General features: G+C 70.8%; 13 protein-coding genes. 10 read left to right on the top strand and 3 right to left on the bottom strand.

The genetic code is table 11. The annotated features are described in order from the left end of the window. Position 1 precedes the first annotated feature (1 nt). Together RR3_RS06295 and RR3_RS06290 are read left to right on the top strand one after the other, a co-directional pair. Positions 2 to 994 (top strand): zinc-binding alcohol dehydrogenase family protein, encoded by a 993-nt coding sequence (locus RR3_RS06295; protein ID WP_064065880.1) that lies wholly within the window; start codon positions 2 to 4, stop codon positions 992 to 994. A gap of 51 nt (positions 995 to 1,045) precedes the next feature. After that, entirely contained in the window at positions 1,046 to 1,939 is an 894-nt protein-coding gene (locus tag RR3_RS06290) for a universal stress protein (RefSeq protein ID WP_010593920.1), read from the top strand. Between the two features lie 39 nt (positions 1,940 to 1,978). Here RR3_RS06290 and RR3_RS06285 read toward each other — a convergent pair whose 3' ends face one another. Together RR3_RS06285 and RR3_RS06280 are read right to left on the bottom strand one after the other, a co-directional pair. Next, on the bottom strand, positions 1,979 to 2,704 hold the full coding sequence (locus RR3_RS06285) for a VIT1/CCC1 transporter family protein (protein ID WP_010593919.1): 726 nt from the start codon (positions 2,702 to 2,704) through the stop codon (positions 1,979 to 1,981). 52 nt (positions 2,705 to 2,756) lie between these two features. After that, entirely contained in the window at positions 2,757 to 4,238 is a 1,482-nt protein-coding gene (locus RR3_RS06280; RefSeq protein ID WP_040274103.1) for a bifunctional aminoglycoside phosphotransferase/ATP-binding protein, read from the bottom strand. Between the two features lie 170 nt (positions 4,239 to 4,408). On the opposite strand from RR3_RS06280, the gene RR3_RS06275 reads away from it, so the two are divergent. The 6 genes from RR3_RS06275 to RR3_RS06250 all read left to right on the top strand — a co-directional run bounded on the left by RR3_RS06275 (position 4,409) and on the right by RR3_RS06250 (position 12,125). Beyond that, positions 4,409 to 6,760, top strand: a complete 2,352-nt coding sequence (locus tag RR3_RS06275) for a glycerol-3-phosphate 1-O-acyltransferase (protein ID WP_017680883.1) — start codon at positions 4,409 to 4,411, stop codon at positions 6,758 to 6,760. Next, positions 6,757 to 8,184, top strand: coding sequence for an HAD-IB family hydrolase (locus tag RR3_RS06270; RefSeq protein ID WP_064065858.1), 1,428 nt, complete (start codon positions 6,757 to 6,759; stop codon positions 8,182 to 8,184). Before RR3_RS06275 ends, RR3_RS06270 begins: the two co-directional genes overlap by 4 nt. Beyond that, the gene (locus RR3_RS06265; RefSeq protein WP_174557552.1) at positions 8,181 to 9,314 is read left to right on the top strand and encodes a lysylphosphatidylglycerol synthase transmembrane domain-containing protein; all 1,134 of its coding nucleotides are present in this window, start codon (positions 8,181 to 8,183) and stop codon (positions 9,312 to 9,314) included. The genes RR3_RS06270 and RR3_RS06265 overlap by 4 nt, the downstream gene beginning before the upstream one ends. Positions 9,315 to 9,413: 99 nt before the next feature. Then, positions 9,414 to 10,955: a sodium-dependent transporter gene (locus RR3_RS06260; RefSeq protein WP_064065859.1), complete on the top strand. Its 1,542-nt coding sequence runs from the start codon at positions 9,414 to 9,416 to the stop codon at positions 10,953 to 10,955. Beyond that, positions 10,952 to 11,089 carry a methionine/alanine import family NSS transporter small subunit gene (locus RR3_RS06255; RefSeq protein ID WP_017680887.1) on the top strand — a complete coding sequence of 46 codons (138 nt, stop codon included), beginning with the start codon at positions 10,952 to 10,954 and terminating at the stop codon, positions 11,087 to 11,089. Before RR3_RS06260 ends, RR3_RS06255 begins: the two co-directional genes overlap by 4 nt. A 211-nt stretch (positions 11,090 to 11,300) precedes the next feature. Further along, entirely contained in the window at positions 11,301 to 12,125 is an 825-nt protein-coding gene (locus RR3_RS06250) for a hypothetical protein (RefSeq protein WP_064065860.1), read from the top strand. 49 nt (positions 12,126 to 12,174) lie between these two features. Here the strand turns inward: RR3_RS06250 and RR3_RS06245 are convergent, their stop codons facing one another. After that, positions 12,175 to 12,822, bottom strand: a complete 648-nt coding sequence (locus RR3_RS06245; RefSeq protein WP_010593910.1) for a TetR family transcriptional regulator — start codon at positions 12,820 to 12,822, stop codon at positions 12,175 to 12,177. Between the two features lie 161 nt (positions 12,823 to 12,983). On the opposite strand from RR3_RS06245, the gene RR3_RS06240 reads away from it, so the two are divergent. Both RR3_RS06240 and RR3_RS06235 read left to right on the top strand, forming a co-directional pair. Then, positions 12,984 to 13,835 carry an LLM class F420-dependent oxidoreductase gene (locus RR3_RS06240; RefSeq protein ID WP_064065861.1) on the top strand — a complete coding sequence of 284 codons (852 nt, stop codon included), beginning with the start codon at positions 12,984 to 12,986 and terminating at the stop codon, positions 13,833 to 13,835. Positions 13,836 to 13,863: 28 nt separating this feature from the next. After that, on the top strand, positions 13,864 to 15,330 hold the full coding sequence (locus tag RR3_RS06235) for an FAD-dependent oxidoreductase (protein ID WP_010593908.1): 1,467 nt from the start codon (positions 13,864 to 13,866) through the stop codon (positions 15,328 to 15,330). The last annotated feature ends 17 nt before the right edge of the window (positions 15,331 to 15,347 follow it).

Genomic DNA, 15,347 nt, shown 5'->3' with positions numbered 1-15,347 from the left:
GATGCGGGCATGGCGGGTCGACCGGCCGCGGCCCGCGGCGGAACACCCGCTGCGGCCGGTTCGGGAACCGATCCCCGAACCCGCTTCCGGGGAACTGCTGGTGCGAGTCCTCGCGTGCGGGGTGTGCCGGACCGACCTGCACGTGAGCGAGGGTGACCTGCCGGTGCACCGGCCGCACGTCGTCCCCGGCCACGAGATCGTCGGCGAGGTGGTCGGCGGCGACGTCGGCACGCACCAGGTCGGCGACCGGGTGGGCATCCCGTGGCTGCGCAGTACGTGCGGCCGGTGCCGGTACTGCCTGCGCGGGGACGAGAACCTGTGCCCGAACTCCACCTACACGGGCTGGGACGCGGACGGCGGATACGCCGAATATGCCACCGTTCCTGCCGCTTTCGCCCTCCCCCTACCGTCCGGGTACTCGGACGCCGAACTCGCCCCGCTGCTGTGCGCCGGCATCATCGGCTATCGGGCTCTGGAGCGTGCCGACGTTCCGGAAGGCGGCGTGCTCGGTCTGTACGGCTTCGGCGGCAGCGCCCACCTCGCCGCGCAGGTCGCTCTGGCCCGGGGTGCGCGCGTACACGTCATGACCCGCGGCGAGACCGCCCGGCGGCTCGCTCTGGACCTCGGTGCGGCCTCGGCACAGGGCGCATACGACGCGCCGCCCGAGCCGTTGAACTCGGCGATCCTGTTCGCCCCCGCCGGGGAACTGGTGCCCACTGCGCTCGCCGCACTGGACGCCGGCGGCACCCTCGCGGTCGCCGGCATCCACCTCAGCGACGTGCCGCCGCTGAACTATCAGCAGCATCTGTTCCGCGAACGGCAGGTGCGCAGCGTCACGGCCAACACCCGCTCCGACGCACGCGAATTCCTCGGCTTCGCGAACGAACACCACCTGCACGTCACCACCACCGCGTACGGGCTCGACCGGGCCGACCGCGCGCTCGAGGACCTGTCCGCGGGCCGTTTCGGCGGCGCGGCGGTCCTGGTTCCGTGAAACACTCGTCCTGCGCCTCGAGCGCGGAGAACGCACCGAGAAGGAGAACGAATGAGCACACTTGCCAACCGGAATGCCGTCGTAGCGGGCGTGGACGGTTCCGCCGTCGCCACGAGTGCGGCCCGGTGGGCGGCCGCCCTCGCCGCGCGGCTGGGAGCGCCCCTGCACCTGGTGCACTCGCTGCCCAGTGAAGGGATCTTCTACAGCGAGGCCGCGGTGCTCATCCAGTCGCAGATGGTCGACCAGCTCCGGGAGGACGGCGAAGCGATCCTGGCGAGCGTCACCGACGTGATTCGCTCCGACCATCCGGATCTCGAGGTGCAGGGCTTCATGGGGCCGGGCCCCGCCGCCAACTCCCTGCTCGAGGCCGCCGAGGACGCCCGGCTCGTGGTGATGGGCGCCACCGGCGCCAACGCCGTGGAGAACTTCCTGCTCGGCTCGACCGTGCTGCGCGTGGCCAACCACGCCCCGTGCCCGGTGGTGGTGTGGCGCGGCGACACCGAACGTCCGTTGCCGGACACCCGTCCCATCGTCGTCGGCGTCGACGGCAGTGAGCTGTCGACGGCGGCGGTCGGGCACGCCTTCGAGTACGCAGCCCTGTTCGGTGTACCGCTGGTTGCGGTGCACTCGTGGATCGGCGACGCGGCACTCGGCGTCGGCACGGTCGCGACGCTGGTGGACTGGGAGGCGGTGGGCGAGTCCGAATCCGCGGTCCTGGCCGAGACTCTCGCCGGCTGGCACGAGAAGTTCCCCGACGTGGAGGTCCGCCGCGTCGTGGACCGGGGTCCCGTCGCCAAGGTGATCCTGCGGCAGCTCGAGGACGCGCAGCTCGTCGTGGTGGGCAGTCACGGTCGCAGCCAGTTCACCGGGGCGCTGCTCGGGTCGGTGAGCCAGAATCTGCTGCACAACGCGCCCTGCCCGATCATGATCAGCCGCAAGAAGTGACGACCGTCCGGTGCCGCCCGTCCCGGGGCGGCACCGGGCTCAGGCCGTCGCGGTCCCGAATGCCAGACCCACCGCGTACGTCACGATCATCGCGAGCGCACCGCCGATCACGACGCGGGACATCGCCCGCCCGCGCCGCGCCCCACCGAGCCACGCGCTGACCGAGCCCGTCAGGGCCAGCGCCACGAGCACCGACACGAAGGTGACGGGAACCCGCAGGTCCGCCGGCGGCAGCACGATCACGAGCAGCGGCACGAGTGCGCCGACGGTGAACGCGACCGCCGACGAGAGCGCCGCGGCCCACGGATTCGCCAGCGCCCCGGGGTCGATACCGAGTTCGACCTCGGCGTGTGCAGACAGCGCGTCGCGCTCGGTCATCTCCTTCGCCGCGGTGCGCGCCGTCACCCTCGACATCCCCTTGCCTTCGAGCAGCGCGGTCAGCTCCTCGAGCTCGGCGTCCGGCATCTCCTCGAGCTCGCGGCGTTCCTTGTGCAGCAGCGCCCGCTCGGTGTCCCGCTGCGCGCTGACCGACACGTACTCCCCCAGGGCCATCGACACCGCACCCGCCGCGAGGCCGGCGAAACCCGCTGTGAGAATGGTCGATTCGTCGGTGGTGGCGGCAGCGACACCGACGACGAGACCGGCCGTGGAGACGATGCCGTCGTTCGCGCCCATGACGCCGGCGCGCAGCCAGTTCAGTTTCGCCGAGATGCCGCCGGAATGCGGTTCGACGTCGGCGTGGCTGAGCGAGGGATCGGTCGACATGCCCTCAGGCTAGGGCGATTCCACCCGTCGCGGTAGCAATGCGAGCCTGTCCTCACCACGGCCGGGGGCCGAGTTCCCGTTCGAGCCACGCGCCGTCGGGAAGGCTGTCGCCGCTCGTGTCCACGACGCGCGCCGTGGGCCATTCGTCGCGCACGTGGAGCTGGTCGTCCAGGACCGCGGGCGTGGCATCCGACGCGTCGCCGCCCCGCTCACGCCGGGCCACGATGCGGCGGACCAGCACCGCCGGGTCCGCCCGGCACTCGATCTCGACGAGGTCGGCGGTCGCGGCGGCGGCGACCGCCCGCGCCGCCTCCCGCCGGGGCTCGGTGAGCCACGTCGCGTCCAGGACGACCGACTCGCCGTGACCGAGGGCGACGGCGGCGCGGCGCAGCAGCTCGTCGTAGGTCTCGTCGGTGTGGGCGGCGCTGTAGAGCCCGGCACCGACGGCGGCGGTGGCATCGGCGGTCGGGGCGAGACCGGCCAGTTCCTTTCGGACCACATCGCTGCGCAGCACGGTCGCGCCCAGGTGCTGCCCCGCCAGGTGCGCCACGGTCGTCTTGCCGGTGGCGGACAGACCCCCGACGACGACGAGCCGGACGCGGCCCCGATCGAGGTTGCGCCGGGTCTGGTCCAGCAGCGCGAGCGCGCTGCCCCGGGAGTGCTCGTCGCCCTGCTCGTGCCGCAGCGCGGCGACCTTCGCCCGGACCACGGCCCGGTACGCGATGTAGTGGTGCATCAGCGACGACGGGAACGCGTCGGCAGAGAACTCGGCGTAGGCGGGCAGCAGTTGCCGCGCCGCCGCCTCACCGCCGAGCCGTTCGAGGTCCATCGCGAGGAAGGCGATGTCGAGAGCGGCGTCGCCGTAGCGCAACCGGTCGTCGAACTCGAGACAGTCGATGATCCGGGGGCCGTCGTCGAGGCAGAAGATGTCGTCGGCGAGCAGATCCCCGTGCCCGTCGACGGCGCGCCCCGCGGCGATCCGCTCGTCGAGCAACCGCTCGCGGCCCGCGAGATAGCGGCCGGCCATGTCCCGGATCGCGGTGAGCAGGTCCGTCGCCTCCGCCCCGACGGGCAGCCGGTCGAGGTGATCCAGGCTCTCCCGCCACAGTCCGCCGAGGAACTGCGCCGTGGCACACTGGTCGATCGCCGGCTCGTGCGGCGACGCGGCGTGCAGGGCGGCGACCTGCCGCGCGACGGCGGTGACGACCGCGGCGACGGGCTCGCCGCGCTGCACCAGGGCGGCGAGGCGACGGTCGTCGGGCAACCGGCGCATCTCGACGAGGTGCTCGCACACCAGACCGTCGGGCCCGTGCACGTCGGCGACGCCGAGGTAGACGTCGGGGGCGAGACGCCGGTTGAGTTCGACCTCACGGTGGCAGGCCCGCTCCCGCGCCTGCCGGGTCCGGTTGTCGAGGAACCCGAGGTCGAGCGGCTTCTTGAGCTTGTGCACGCGGCCCCCGACGAAGAACACCACGGAGGTGTGGGTCTCCCGGATCGCCGCGTACGCCGGTTCGGATCGGTCGGTGCCGGTCACGGAGTTCCTCCCCGATGAAGCCTGTCGAACTTCGGTACGTTGCCCACCTTGCCTCAGCGTGGACCGGATCGCGCGCCGGCAGAAGTGCCGAAGGTCTCTCGTGTGGTTGCGCCGGAGCGGGCGGCCGATCCGCGGTACGTTTCATTCGGACTATCCGGGAATGGGGAGACATGAGCACGAACGGGCGGGACTCGGACATCGGCGGGCACCCGACGGTGGTTCTCACCGAGACGACGACACCGATCGAGCGCAGGTTGATCTCGCACTGGCTGCGGTCGGACGAGGTGCCGGCAGAGTACCGCGCGGACGGGCCGGTCGAGGAGATGGACCTCGACCCACGTCGTCTCGCGCAGGATCTCGTCGGCCGGGGCGACGATCCCCTGGTGCTGCCCGTGGGCGTGGTGTGGTTGCCGGAGGCTCGCGACGGCGAGCGGCGGGTCCGGTTCTCCGACATCGTGGCGCTGACCAACCCGCGCAATCCGAACCGGTTCCTGCAGAAGTGGCTGGTCGGGCGTTCCCCCGACCGATTCCGGATCGTCCTCGCCGAGCCGGCACGGCTGAGCGAGTTGCGGTCCCGGCACCTCGCCGAGGACGGCGATCCGGCACCCGAGTCGTTCGCCCGGTTCGTGACCCACCGCGCGGTGGTGGGTCTCGATCGCGCCGAGCGGGCCGTCATCGGCGACCGGTACAAGGTGCCGAAGCTGGTAGCGGAGCAGATCATGGATTCGGCGTCGTTCCGGCGCCGGCTCGACGCGATCAGCACCGAGCACAACATCGCGCCCGAGGAGGTGCGGGCACGCGCGACCTCCGCGCTCGGGGAACTCGTCGCCGTCCAGTCCCGGCTGGTGACGGACCTGTTCACCGAGATGATGCGGCCGTTGCACTCCGCGGCGTGGACCGTGCACGCCGATGAAACGGGGCTGCGGAGTCTGCGCGACCTCAACCGCCGCTACCCGCTGGTGTTCCTGCCGTCGCACCGGTCCTACGCGGACGCCTTCGTGCTCGGCGACGTGCTGGCCCGGAACGACTTCCCGCGGAACCACCTCATGGGTGGCGCCAATCTGACGTTCTGGCCGATCGGTCCGATCGCCCGGCGCACCGGCACCGTGTTCATCCGTCGCAGCTTCGGTGACGACGCCGTGTACAAGGCGGCGCTGGAGGAGTACTTCGCATATCTGCTGACGAAGCGGTTCAACCTGGAGTGGTACTTCGAGGGGGGCCGCACCCGCACCGGCAAACTCCGCTCGCCCCGCTACGGCCTGCTCAACTACGTCGCGAACGCGATCCGGGGCGGCCGGGTGGAGGACGCGATGCTCGTGCCGGTCTCCATCACCTACGAGGGGCTCGCCGAGGTCGCGGCCGTCGCGGCCGAACAGACCGGCGCCCAGAAGAAGCCCGAGGGTCTGGCCTGGCTGGCGAGGTACGCGCGCAACCAGCGCCGCCGCGCGGGCAACGTGTACGTGCGGTTCGGGGAACCGCTGTCGATGCGCTCGCAGCTCGCCGCGAGCGGGGACCCGGAGCTGTCCGGCGAACCCGCCGCGGACGAGACCGAATACACCGAGCGCAGCCGCAAGGCGCTGCAGAAGGTCGCGTTCGAGGTGGCCGTGGGCATCAACTGCCACACCCCGGTCACCGTGAACTGCCTGGTCACGCTCGCCCTGCTCGGTGTCCGGGACCGGGCGCTGACCCTCGACGAGGTGCGGGCGGTCATCGCACCGGTCCGCCGGTACATCGACGCCCGCGGGATACCGCAGGGCGAACTCGACGTCCTCGACGTCGAGGGCGGCCTGGAGAACGTCCTGTCCGCGCTGAGCGATGCCGGCGTCGTCACCACCTACGCCGGTGGGGACGAGCCGGTCTACTCGATCCAGCCCGGGCAGCACCTGGTCGCCGCGTTCTATCGCAACAGCGGCGTGCACTGGTTCGTCAACCGCGCCCTGATGGAGCTGGCGGTCCTCCACGCGCACGCCAATCCCGGCCTCGACCCGGTGCGGGCGGCGTGGGAGGAGGCCAAGGCGGTGCGCGACCTGCTCAAGTTCGAGTTCTTCTTCCCCGACCGGGACCGGTTCGAGGCCGACATGCGCGACGAGATCGCCCTGCTGATGCCGTCCTGGCGTGACGCCCTGCCGGATGTGGAGCTGGCGCTGACCGCGCTGCTCGAAACCGGGTTCTTCATGGCGCACCGCGCGCTGCGGTCCTTCTTGGACGCGCAGCTCGTCGTCGCCGAACGCCTTGCCCGGCGTGACCCGGCCCTGCAGGTCGACCGCAAGACGTTCCTGGACGAGTGCGTCGCGGTCGGCCGGCAGATGCTGCTGCAGGGCCGGCTGTTCGGGCCCGAGTCGGTCTCGTCGGAACTGTTCGCGACGGCGCTGCAGCTTGCCGCCAACCGCGGGCTGCTGGAACGTGGAGGCGACGAGATCCGGCAGCGACGGGAGGAGTTCGCGGCGCAGCTGCTCGCGGTGGGTGAGCGGGTCCGGCTCGCCGAATCTCTCGACGTATCCAACAGAAAGGCGGAGCGGTGATCCTCGAGGAAGCGCTCGAGCGGGTGCGAACCGGGCCGAAGGGTCCGGAGATCGCGGCGTTCTTCGATTTCGACGGCACGATCGTCCACGGCTTCTCCGGCCTGCACTTCTTCCGCGACCGGTTGCTCGCCGGGAAGGTCGGCGCCGCCGAACTCGCCGCCACCATGCTCAACGGTTTGCGCGGCCACGACACCGAGGCGGACTTCGAACGGTTCGTCGCGGTGGCGTTCAAGGCGTGGGGCGGGCACACCGAGGAGGAACTGTACGAGATCGGGCGCCGGTTGTTCGCGTCCACGATCGCCGGCCACATCTATCCCGAGGCGTGGCAGCTCATCCGGGCGCACCAGGCGGCGGGGCACACCGTGGTGATCGCGTCCTCGGCGTCGCGCTACCAGATCCAGGCAACGGCGGATGCGCTCGGCGTCGAGCACGTCCTGTTCAGCCCGCTCGAGGTGCGCGACGGGGTGCTCACGGGCCGGGTGGACGGAAAGTCGTTGTGGCGCAGCGGAAAAGCACAGGCCGTGCTGGCCTTCGCGGAGGCGAACAGCATCGATCGCGAGCAGAGCTACACGTATTCCAACGGGGGCGAGGACGCCGACTTCCTCGCCACGATGGGCAATCCGACGCCGACCAACCCGGACCGGAACCTCGAGCGCACCGCCGCCGCGCAAGGCTGGCCGATCCTGCGATTCAGGCCGCGCGGAACGCCGGGCACCAAAGAGGTGGTCCGCACCCTCGCCGCGTACGGCGGCCTGTTCGGCTCGGTGTGGACCGGTGTCGGTCTCGGCCTGCTCAACCGCAACAAGAAGGTGGCGCTGGACTCGATCGCCACCCTGGCGGGCGAGGTCCCGCTGGCCCTCGCCGGCATCGATGTCGACATCCGGAACGAGGCCAACGCCTGGTCACAGCGTCCCGCGGTCTTCATCTTCAACCACCAGAGCCAGCTCGATCCGGTGATCATGGCGCGGGTGCTGCGGCACAGCTTCACCGGGGTCACGAAGAAGGAGATGGCGAGCGACCCGCTGTTCGGGCTGGTGCTCCGCTTCGTCGGGGCCGCGTTCGTGGACCGGGCCAACACCGAGCAGGCGAAGGCGGCACTCGGTCCCGTAGTCGACACACTGCGCGAGGGCACCTCGGTGATCATCGCGCCGGAGGGCACCCGCTCCCTGACCCCGGAGATCGGCCGGTTCAAGAAGGGCGCGTTCCACATCGCCATGCAGGCGGGCGTCCCGATCGTGCCGGTGGTGATCCGCAACGCCGGGGAGGTGCTGTGGAAGCACTCCACGGTACTGCGGCCGGGAACCGTCGACGTGGTGGTTCTCGACCCCATCGACGTGAGCGACTGGACGCTCGACGAGCTCGGCGCGCGGGTCGCGGAGGTGGAGGGCCTGTACCGGAAGACGCTCGCGAATTGGCCCGCATGACCGATGCGGGTGAGAACGGGGACGCGGCCGTGGGAGAACACGACCGCACCCCGGGCCACGGCAACGGCAACGGCAACGGCAACGGCAACGGCGGAATGTCGCCGACCCGGCGCCGGCGCCTCAAGTGGCTGCTCGGACTCGTGCTCGTCGTCGTCCTCACCGTCGAGGTCGTCCTCGTCTGGCCGGAGCTGAAGACCAGCGTCGGCAACCTCTCCGACCTGCGCTGGTGGTGGGTGGGCGCGGCAATCCTGGCCGCACTGACCGAGATGTCGAGCTTCGCGCGCGTGCAGCGCACCCTGCTGTCCGCGGCCGGGGTCACGGTGACGCAGCGCCAGTCCCTGTCGGTGGCGTACGCCGCGAACTCGATGAGCGTGACCCTGCCGGGCGGCCCGGTGGTGGCCACCACCTTCACGTACCGGCAGATGCGCAAGTGGGGGGCGAGCCCCGTCGTCTCCACCTGGCAGCTCGTGATGGCCGGTCTGCTGCAGGCGGCAGGACTGGCACTGCTCGGCATCGTGGGCGCGCTGCTCGTGGGCGCCACCACCAACCCGTTCTCGCTCATCTTCTCCCTCGGCGGGTTCGCGGCGTTCGTCGTGCTCGTGCAGTACGCGGCCAGCCGGCCCGACGCATTCGAATCGATCGGCATCATCGCGCTGCGCGGCGTCAACCGCCTGCGCAAGAAGCCCGCACAGGCCGGTGCCCGGGCCTGGAAACGCATCGTGGCTCAGCTGCGGGCGGTCCAACTCGACCGCACCCACGCCGCCCGGGCGTTCGGCTGGTCGCTGTTCAACTGGCTGTGCGACGGCGCGTGCCTCGCCTTCGCCGCGTACGCGATCGGCGGCAAGCCCAGCCTGGCCGGCATCGCCGTCGCATACGCCGCGGGGACCGCCGCCAGCCGCGCGATCCCCCTCCTGCCGGCCGGGCTCGGCGTGATGGACGCCGTGCTCGTGCCCGCGCTGACGGCCAGCGGAATGACCGGCGCGCAGGCCCTGTCCGCGGTCGTCGTGTACCGGCTGGTGAGCTTTCTGATGATCGCGGCCATCGGCTGGGTGATCTTCGCCCTGCGCTACCGCGGGGCCCCGCCGGACGAGGAACCGGGCCCCGAACTCGACAAACTGTGGCAGGACTGAGCCCCGCTCCGACACGCCGTGCCCGTCCGCCCGGATCACCCACGGAGCAGGCCCGCGGGCGCTAGCGTCGACAGTCTGAAACCGAGGAAAGGTACGTCAGTGACTGAGGACGCAGCGGTGCGCACGAGAGAGGTCTGGTCCGGCCGGTCGGTGTTCATTCTCGCCGCCATCGGCTCGGCGGTCGGACTGGGCAACATCTGGCGCTTCCCGTACATCGCGTACGAGAACGGCGGCGGCGCATTCATCGTGCCGTATCTGGTGGCCCTGCTGACCGCGGGCATTCCCTTGCTGTTCGTCGACTACGCGATCGGGCACAAGTTCCGCGGGTCGCCGCCGCTGGCGTTCCACCGCCTCAAGCGCGCGACCGAGAGCCTCGGCTGGTGGCAGGTGGGCATCTGCTTCGTCATCGGCGTCTACTACGCGGTGATCATCGCGTGGGCGCTGCGCTACACGTTCTTCTCGGCGACCCGGGCGTGGGGTGACGACGCGGAAGCCTTCTTCCTGCAGGACTTCCTGCAGATGGATGCCGACGCCACGTTCGGCCTCGACTTCGTGCCGGGTGTGGCGTGGCCGCTGCTCGGGATCTGGGTCGTGGTGCTCGTCATCCTGGCGCTGGGGGTGCAGCGCGGCATCGGGGCCGCGAACCGGTTCTTCGTGCCGCTGCTGCTGCTGTTGTTCGCCGGCATGGTGGTGCGGGCGCTGACCCTCGACGGCGCCGCGACCGGTCTCGACGCGTTCTTCCGGCCCAACTGGTCGGCGCTCACGGACACCGGCGTGTGGATCGCCGCCTACGGCCAGATCTTCTTCTCGCTGTCCGTCGCCTTCGGCATCATGGTCACCTACTCGTCGTACCTCAAGCACCGGACCAACCTCACGGGCTCCGGTCTCGTCGTCGGCTTCTCCAACTCGAGCTTCGAGATCCTCGCCGGCATCGGGGTGTTCTCGGCGCTGGGCTTCATGGCGCAGGCGCAGGGCGTGGGTGTGGACGAGGTGGTGAGCGGCGGGATCGGCCTTGCGTTCATCGCGTTCCCGACGATCGTTTCGCAGATGCCCGGCGGTGCATTGTTCGGCCTGCTGTTCTTCGGCTCGCTCGTCTTCGCGGGTTTCACGTCGCTGATCAGCATCATCCAGGTGTGCGTGTCGGCGGTCGAGGACAAGACCGGCCTCACCCGCGTGCCGGCGGTCCTGCTCGTCGGCAGCGTCGCGACGATCACGTCCGTTCTGCTGTTCCCGACCACCACCGGTCTGAACACCCTCGACGTCGTCGACCGCTTCGCCAACCAGTTCGGCATCGTCGGGGTCGCTCTCGCCACGCTCGTCGTGCTCGCATGGGGCCTGCGCCGGCTGCCCGAGCTGCAGGATCACCTGAACTCGGTGTCGTCGTTCAAGGTCGGCCTCCTCTGGCGGATCTTCGCCGGCGTCCTCACCCCGGTCGTGCTCGGGTACATGCTGATCAGCGAGATCGTGGACCGGATCGACGAGGGTTACGGCGACCTGCCCGACGCGCTCGTCGCCACCTTCGGATGGGGTGTGCAGGTGGCGGTGATCGTGATCGCGGTGGCGCTGTCGTTCGCCCCGTGGGGGTTGACGGACGCCGAGTTGGCGCACACCGAATCGACGGAAGCGGGAGAGAGACTGTGAGCGGATCTGCGATCGCGATGATGGTCGTCGCACTGGGATTGGTGTGGGGCGGTCTCGCCGCCAGCCTGATGCATCTACGCCGGAATCCGGACGACACCTCGGGCCTGGAGTCGGCCGAACGCCCTCACGAGTGAAATGTCCGGTCTCGAACCGGACACGACTCGTTTCGTTTGCATAACACCACGCCGCGCCGGACTGGCCGGTCTGTTCTCGCTGTGTTCTGCTTGATCCCACCAACACCACGAGTCACACACGTAACACGTGACTCGCAGGTCTCCGCCCCGGAGCCGTGCAGGACTCCGGGGCGGACGGTGTTCCGGTTCCGACCACGTACAGGAGCGAAGCATGACCACCAGGACCACCCGGCGCGGGCTGCGCCGGCTCACCGCCGCAGCCTCCCTCACCGTGGCCGCTGCCCTGGCGCTGCCCGCCGTCGCAGCCGCCGAACCCCCCGCGGACCCCGTCGTCGCTGCCGCGCCGGCACCCGATCCGCTCGTCGGCGCCCTCGAGACGCTCCGGGCCCAGCCGGGCGCCGATGCCCTCGCGGTCGCCGCCGCCGAGGCCATCGGCTCCGCGCGCGGGGGCGCCACCGACGTCGCCGAGGACTCGCCGCTCTCCGCCTACGAGGACGCCGTGGAGTTCCTGCGCGGCCTCGGCATCGAACCGTTCCTCTACCCCACCGGCGCGCCCTTCTGCACCGAGGGCGGCAGCCTGCCGCTCGGCATCGCCCCCGCCGTCGCCGGGGCTGCCCCCGGCCCGTGGCCGAACCTGAACATCCCGATGGTCGGGCCCGTCAACGCCGTCGATCCCGGGGAGACCCTGTTCGCCTTCGTGCCGATGGGCGTGGAGAAGGACGGCGCGAACACCACCGGGATGCAGGTCGCGTGGTTCAACGTCAACACCTTCCAGGGCGGGTTCGTGCCCATGGGCACCATCGCCGAGGCCGCGGCGCTCGCCGTCCCCGGGGGCGTGCCCGAGTTCGCCAAGCCGCTCGTCGCCACCGCGGTGCAGAACTTCTTCGCCGGTGCGGTCCCGCTCGGCGGAGTCCGCGCAGCCCCGGTCGCCACCGGCTCGGGGACCGTCCTCGCCGCCGTGTTCGGCACGGTGCAGAACGGCGAGACGTCGTGCTTCTTCCTCCCGACCGTGGGCATCGTCGAGGTCCCGGCCTGATCCGCCGCGTCCGGGGCGTGCGTGCACGCTCCGGACGCGGACGATCGCGTCAGCCGATCGCCTGGAGCTTCTCCAGCCGGTCGAACACGAGCCGGACCACACTGTCCATGTGCGCCATCACCTGGTCCGCGGTGGCCCGGCCGGCCGCCCAGCTCACCAGGTTCGACATCCACACGTCGGCGATCACGTGCACCGCGTTGAGCAGCTGCTCGCTCACCACCTCGACGCCCGCCGCGCGGGCGTACATCCCGGTCATGATCGCTCCGAGCCGGTCGAGTTCGGCCGAGGACGACGCGTCCGCGAACATCGCCGCACGCACGAGCGCGTCGTAGAGGTTGTGGTCGCTCTCGAGCCGGCCGATGTAGCCGTGCAGCACCGACATGATCCGCTCGTGCGCCGAGTCACCGGGGATCTCGGTCTCGCCGAACCGGTTGCTCAGGTCTTCGAACAGCAGCACCATCGCTACCACCAGCAGGTGGTTCTTGGACGGGAAGTAGCGGTACACGGTGCCCAGGGCCACGCCCGAGCGCTCGGCGACGGCGCGCATCTGGACCGCGTCGTAGCCGCCTTCCGAGGCCAGCTCCTTCGCGGTCTCGATGATCCTCAGGTAGCGGGCGCGCTGGGCCGGCTTCAGGTCCGCGCCCAGAAACGACGCGGGCCGCACCTTCGATCGCGATGCTGCGCTCGCCTCCGCCATCGTCCTCACCTTTCGTACGTCTGTCCGCCAGCGTAGTGCGCTCCCCGTCCCGGGGCGCCCGGACCCGTGCGGAATGAATGGACAGCTGTCTGGAACGAGTTCCACCGCACACTAGAACGCGTTACAGTTGCCTGGACTCGACCAGTAGGGAGGCAGCGTCCGTGCGTCACGGCATCACCCTGTTCACCAGCGATCGCGGCATCCGGCCGGAGCGGGCCGCCCGGGCAGCCGAGGAACGCGGCTTCGACGCGTTCTACGTCCCCGAGCACACCCACATCCCCGTGCGCCGCGAATCCGCACATCCCGGCACCGGCAACGAGACGCTGCCCGACGACCGGTACCGCCGGACCCTGGATCCGTGGGTCGCGCTCGGGCTCGCCGCGGCCGTCACCTCGACCATCCGGCTCGGCACCTCGGTCGCCCTGCCCCTCGAGCACGACCCCATCACGCTGGCCAAGACCGTCGCGACCCTCGATCACCTCTCCGGCGGGCGGGTCGTCCTCGGCGCCGGATTCGGCTGGAACGCCGAGGAACTCGCCGACCACGGCGTACCGCCCGGAAGACGGCGCACCGCGCTGCGCGAGTACCTCGAGGCGATGCAGGCCCTGTGGAAAGAGGACGAGGCGGCCTACGCCGGGCAGTTCGTCTCGTTCGGCCCGAGCTGGGCCTGGCCCAAGCCGATCCAGCAGCCCCGCCCGCCGGTGCTCATCGGCGCGGGCGGCACCGACCGCACCTTCGCGTGGATCGCCCGCTCCGCCGACGGCTGGATCACCACCCCGATCGAACGCGACATCGACGACCGCGTCGAACGGCTGCGGACCACCTGGACCGAAGCCGGCCGCGACGGCGCCCCGGAGATCGTGGTCCTCGCCGGCCGGCCCGACCCCGCCCGGCTCCAGCGGTGGCGCGACCTCGGCGTGACCGAAGTGATGTTCGGCCTGCCCGACCGCCCCGAGGACGAGATCCTCGCCTACCTCGACAAGCTCGCCGCCACGCTGGACTCGACCCGCTGACGGTCCACGACAGAGAAGGAACACCTCCATGACCACTGCCGCCTTCCGCCCACTGCGCGCCGCCGAGATCACTGCCTGGGACCACGAGGCCGACGTCGTCGTCGCCGGCTACGGCATCGCCGGGGTCTCGGCCGCCATCGAGGCCGCCCGCGCCGGCGCCGACGTGCTGATCCTCGAACGCACCGGCGGCTGGGGCGGTGCCGCGGCCCTGTCCGGCGGCATCGTCTACCTGGGCGGCGGCACACCGCTCCAGCGCGAACTCGGATTCGAGGACACCCCCGAGAACATGAAGACGTTCATGCTCGCCGCCCTCGGCCCCGGCGCCGACGAGGCCAAGATCGCGGACTACTGCGACGGCAGCGTCGAGCACTACCGGTGGCTCACCGAGAACGGAGTGGTGTTCAGATCGGCGTTCTGGGGCGAGCCCGGCTGGGAGATCCCCGGCGACGAGGGCCTGATGTACTCGGGCGGCGAGAACTCCGCACCCTTCAACGAGATCGCCACGCCCGCTCCGCGCGGCCACGTGCCGCAGATGAGCAACAAGCGCACCGGCGAGCAGGGCGGCGGGTACATGCTGATGAAGCCGCTGGCCGAGACGGCCGAATCCCTCGGGGTGACACCGGTGTTCGACATCCGGGTGCAGCGGTTGATCGTCGACGACGCGGATCGGGTCGTCGGGATCGCCGCGAAGAAGTTCGGCGACGAGGTCTTCGTGCGGGCACGTCGCGGCGTCGTGCTCACCACCGGTAGCTTCGCGTACAACGACGCCATGGTCACCGCGTTCGCCCCGCAGCTCATCGGCCGGCCGGCCGCCGCGATCGAGGAGCACGACGGCTGCTCCATCCGGATGGCTCAGGCCCTCGGCGCCGACCTCGCGCACATGGGCGCCACCGAGGTGGCGTTCTTCGCCGATCCGCAACTGATGGCACGCGGCATTCTCGTCAACGCCCGCGGCCAGCGGTACGTCCCCGAGGACACCTACCCCGGACGCGTCGGACAGCTCACCCTTCTGCGCAACGACAACCAGGCGTACCTCGTCATCGACGAGGCTTCCTACGAAGAAGGCTGTGCCACCACCAGTTCCACTCCGTACTTCCGGTTCCCGCCGAAATGGGCGGCGGAGACGGTCGCCGAACTCGAATCCGACATGGGCCTGCCGGAGGGCACTCTGCAGGCCACCGTCGAGGTGTACAACCGGCACGCCGCGGCCGGCACCGACCCCGTCCTCGGGAAGAAGCCCGAGTGGGTCAGACCGATCGGGACCCCCGTCGCAGCGCTGGACCTGCGCAACTGCACCGCGGGCTTCACCCTCGGCGGCCTGCACACCACCGTGAACTCGGAGGTCCTGCACGTCTCCGGCGAGCCGATCCCGGGCCTGTACGCCGCGGGCCGCTGCACCTCCGGCGTGTGCGCAGGCGGCTACGCGAGCGGTACGTCGCTCGGGGACAGCAGCTTCTTCGGCCGCCGCGCCGGCATCGCCGCCGCCGCGACCTGAACGTTCCCCCACCCCGT

It is taken from the genome of Rhodococcus ruber NBRC 15591 (assembly GCF_001894945.1).
GTDB classification, from domain to species: domain Bacteria; phylum Actinomycetota; class Actinomycetes; order Mycobacteriales; family Mycobacteriaceae; genus Rhodococcus; species Rhodococcus ruber.
The sequence above is the reverse complement of the archived record's forward strand: the minus strand, read 5'-3'. Positions and strand labels throughout refer to the sequence as shown.

Bases quoted from the DNA above. Each gene is read 5' to 3' on its own strand.
- RR3_RS06235 (WP_010593908.1), top strand. From the start codon at position 13,864: ATGACCACTGCCGCCTTCCGCCCACTGCGCGCCGCCGAGATCACTGCC.
- RR3_RS06295 (WP_064065880.1), top strand. From the start codon at position 2: ATGCGGGCATGGCGGGTCGACCGGCCGCGGCCCGCGGCGGAACACCCG.
- RR3_RS06245 (WP_010593910.1), bottom strand. From the start codon at position 12,822: ATGGCGGAGGCGAGCGCAGCATCGCGATCGAAGGTGCGGCCCGCGTCG.
- RR3_RS06275 (WP_017680883.1), top strand. From the start codon at position 4,409: ATGAGCACGAACGGGCGGGACTCGGACATCGGCGGGCACCCGACGGTG.
- RR3_RS06285 (WP_010593919.1), bottom strand. From the start codon at position 2,704: ATGTCGACCGATCCCTCGCTCAGCCACGCCGACGTCGAACCGCATTCC.
- RR3_RS06265 (WP_174557552.1), top strand. From the start codon at position 8,181: ATGACCGATGCGGGTGAGAACGGGGACGCGGCCGTGGGAGAACACGAC.
- RR3_RS06290 (WP_010593920.1), top strand. From the start codon at position 1,046: ATGAGCACACTTGCCAACCGGAATGCCGTCGTAGCGGGCGTGGACGGT.
- RR3_RS06250 (WP_064065860.1), top strand. From the start codon at position 11,301: ATGACCACCAGGACCACCCGGCGCGGGCTGCGCCGGCTCACCGCCGCA.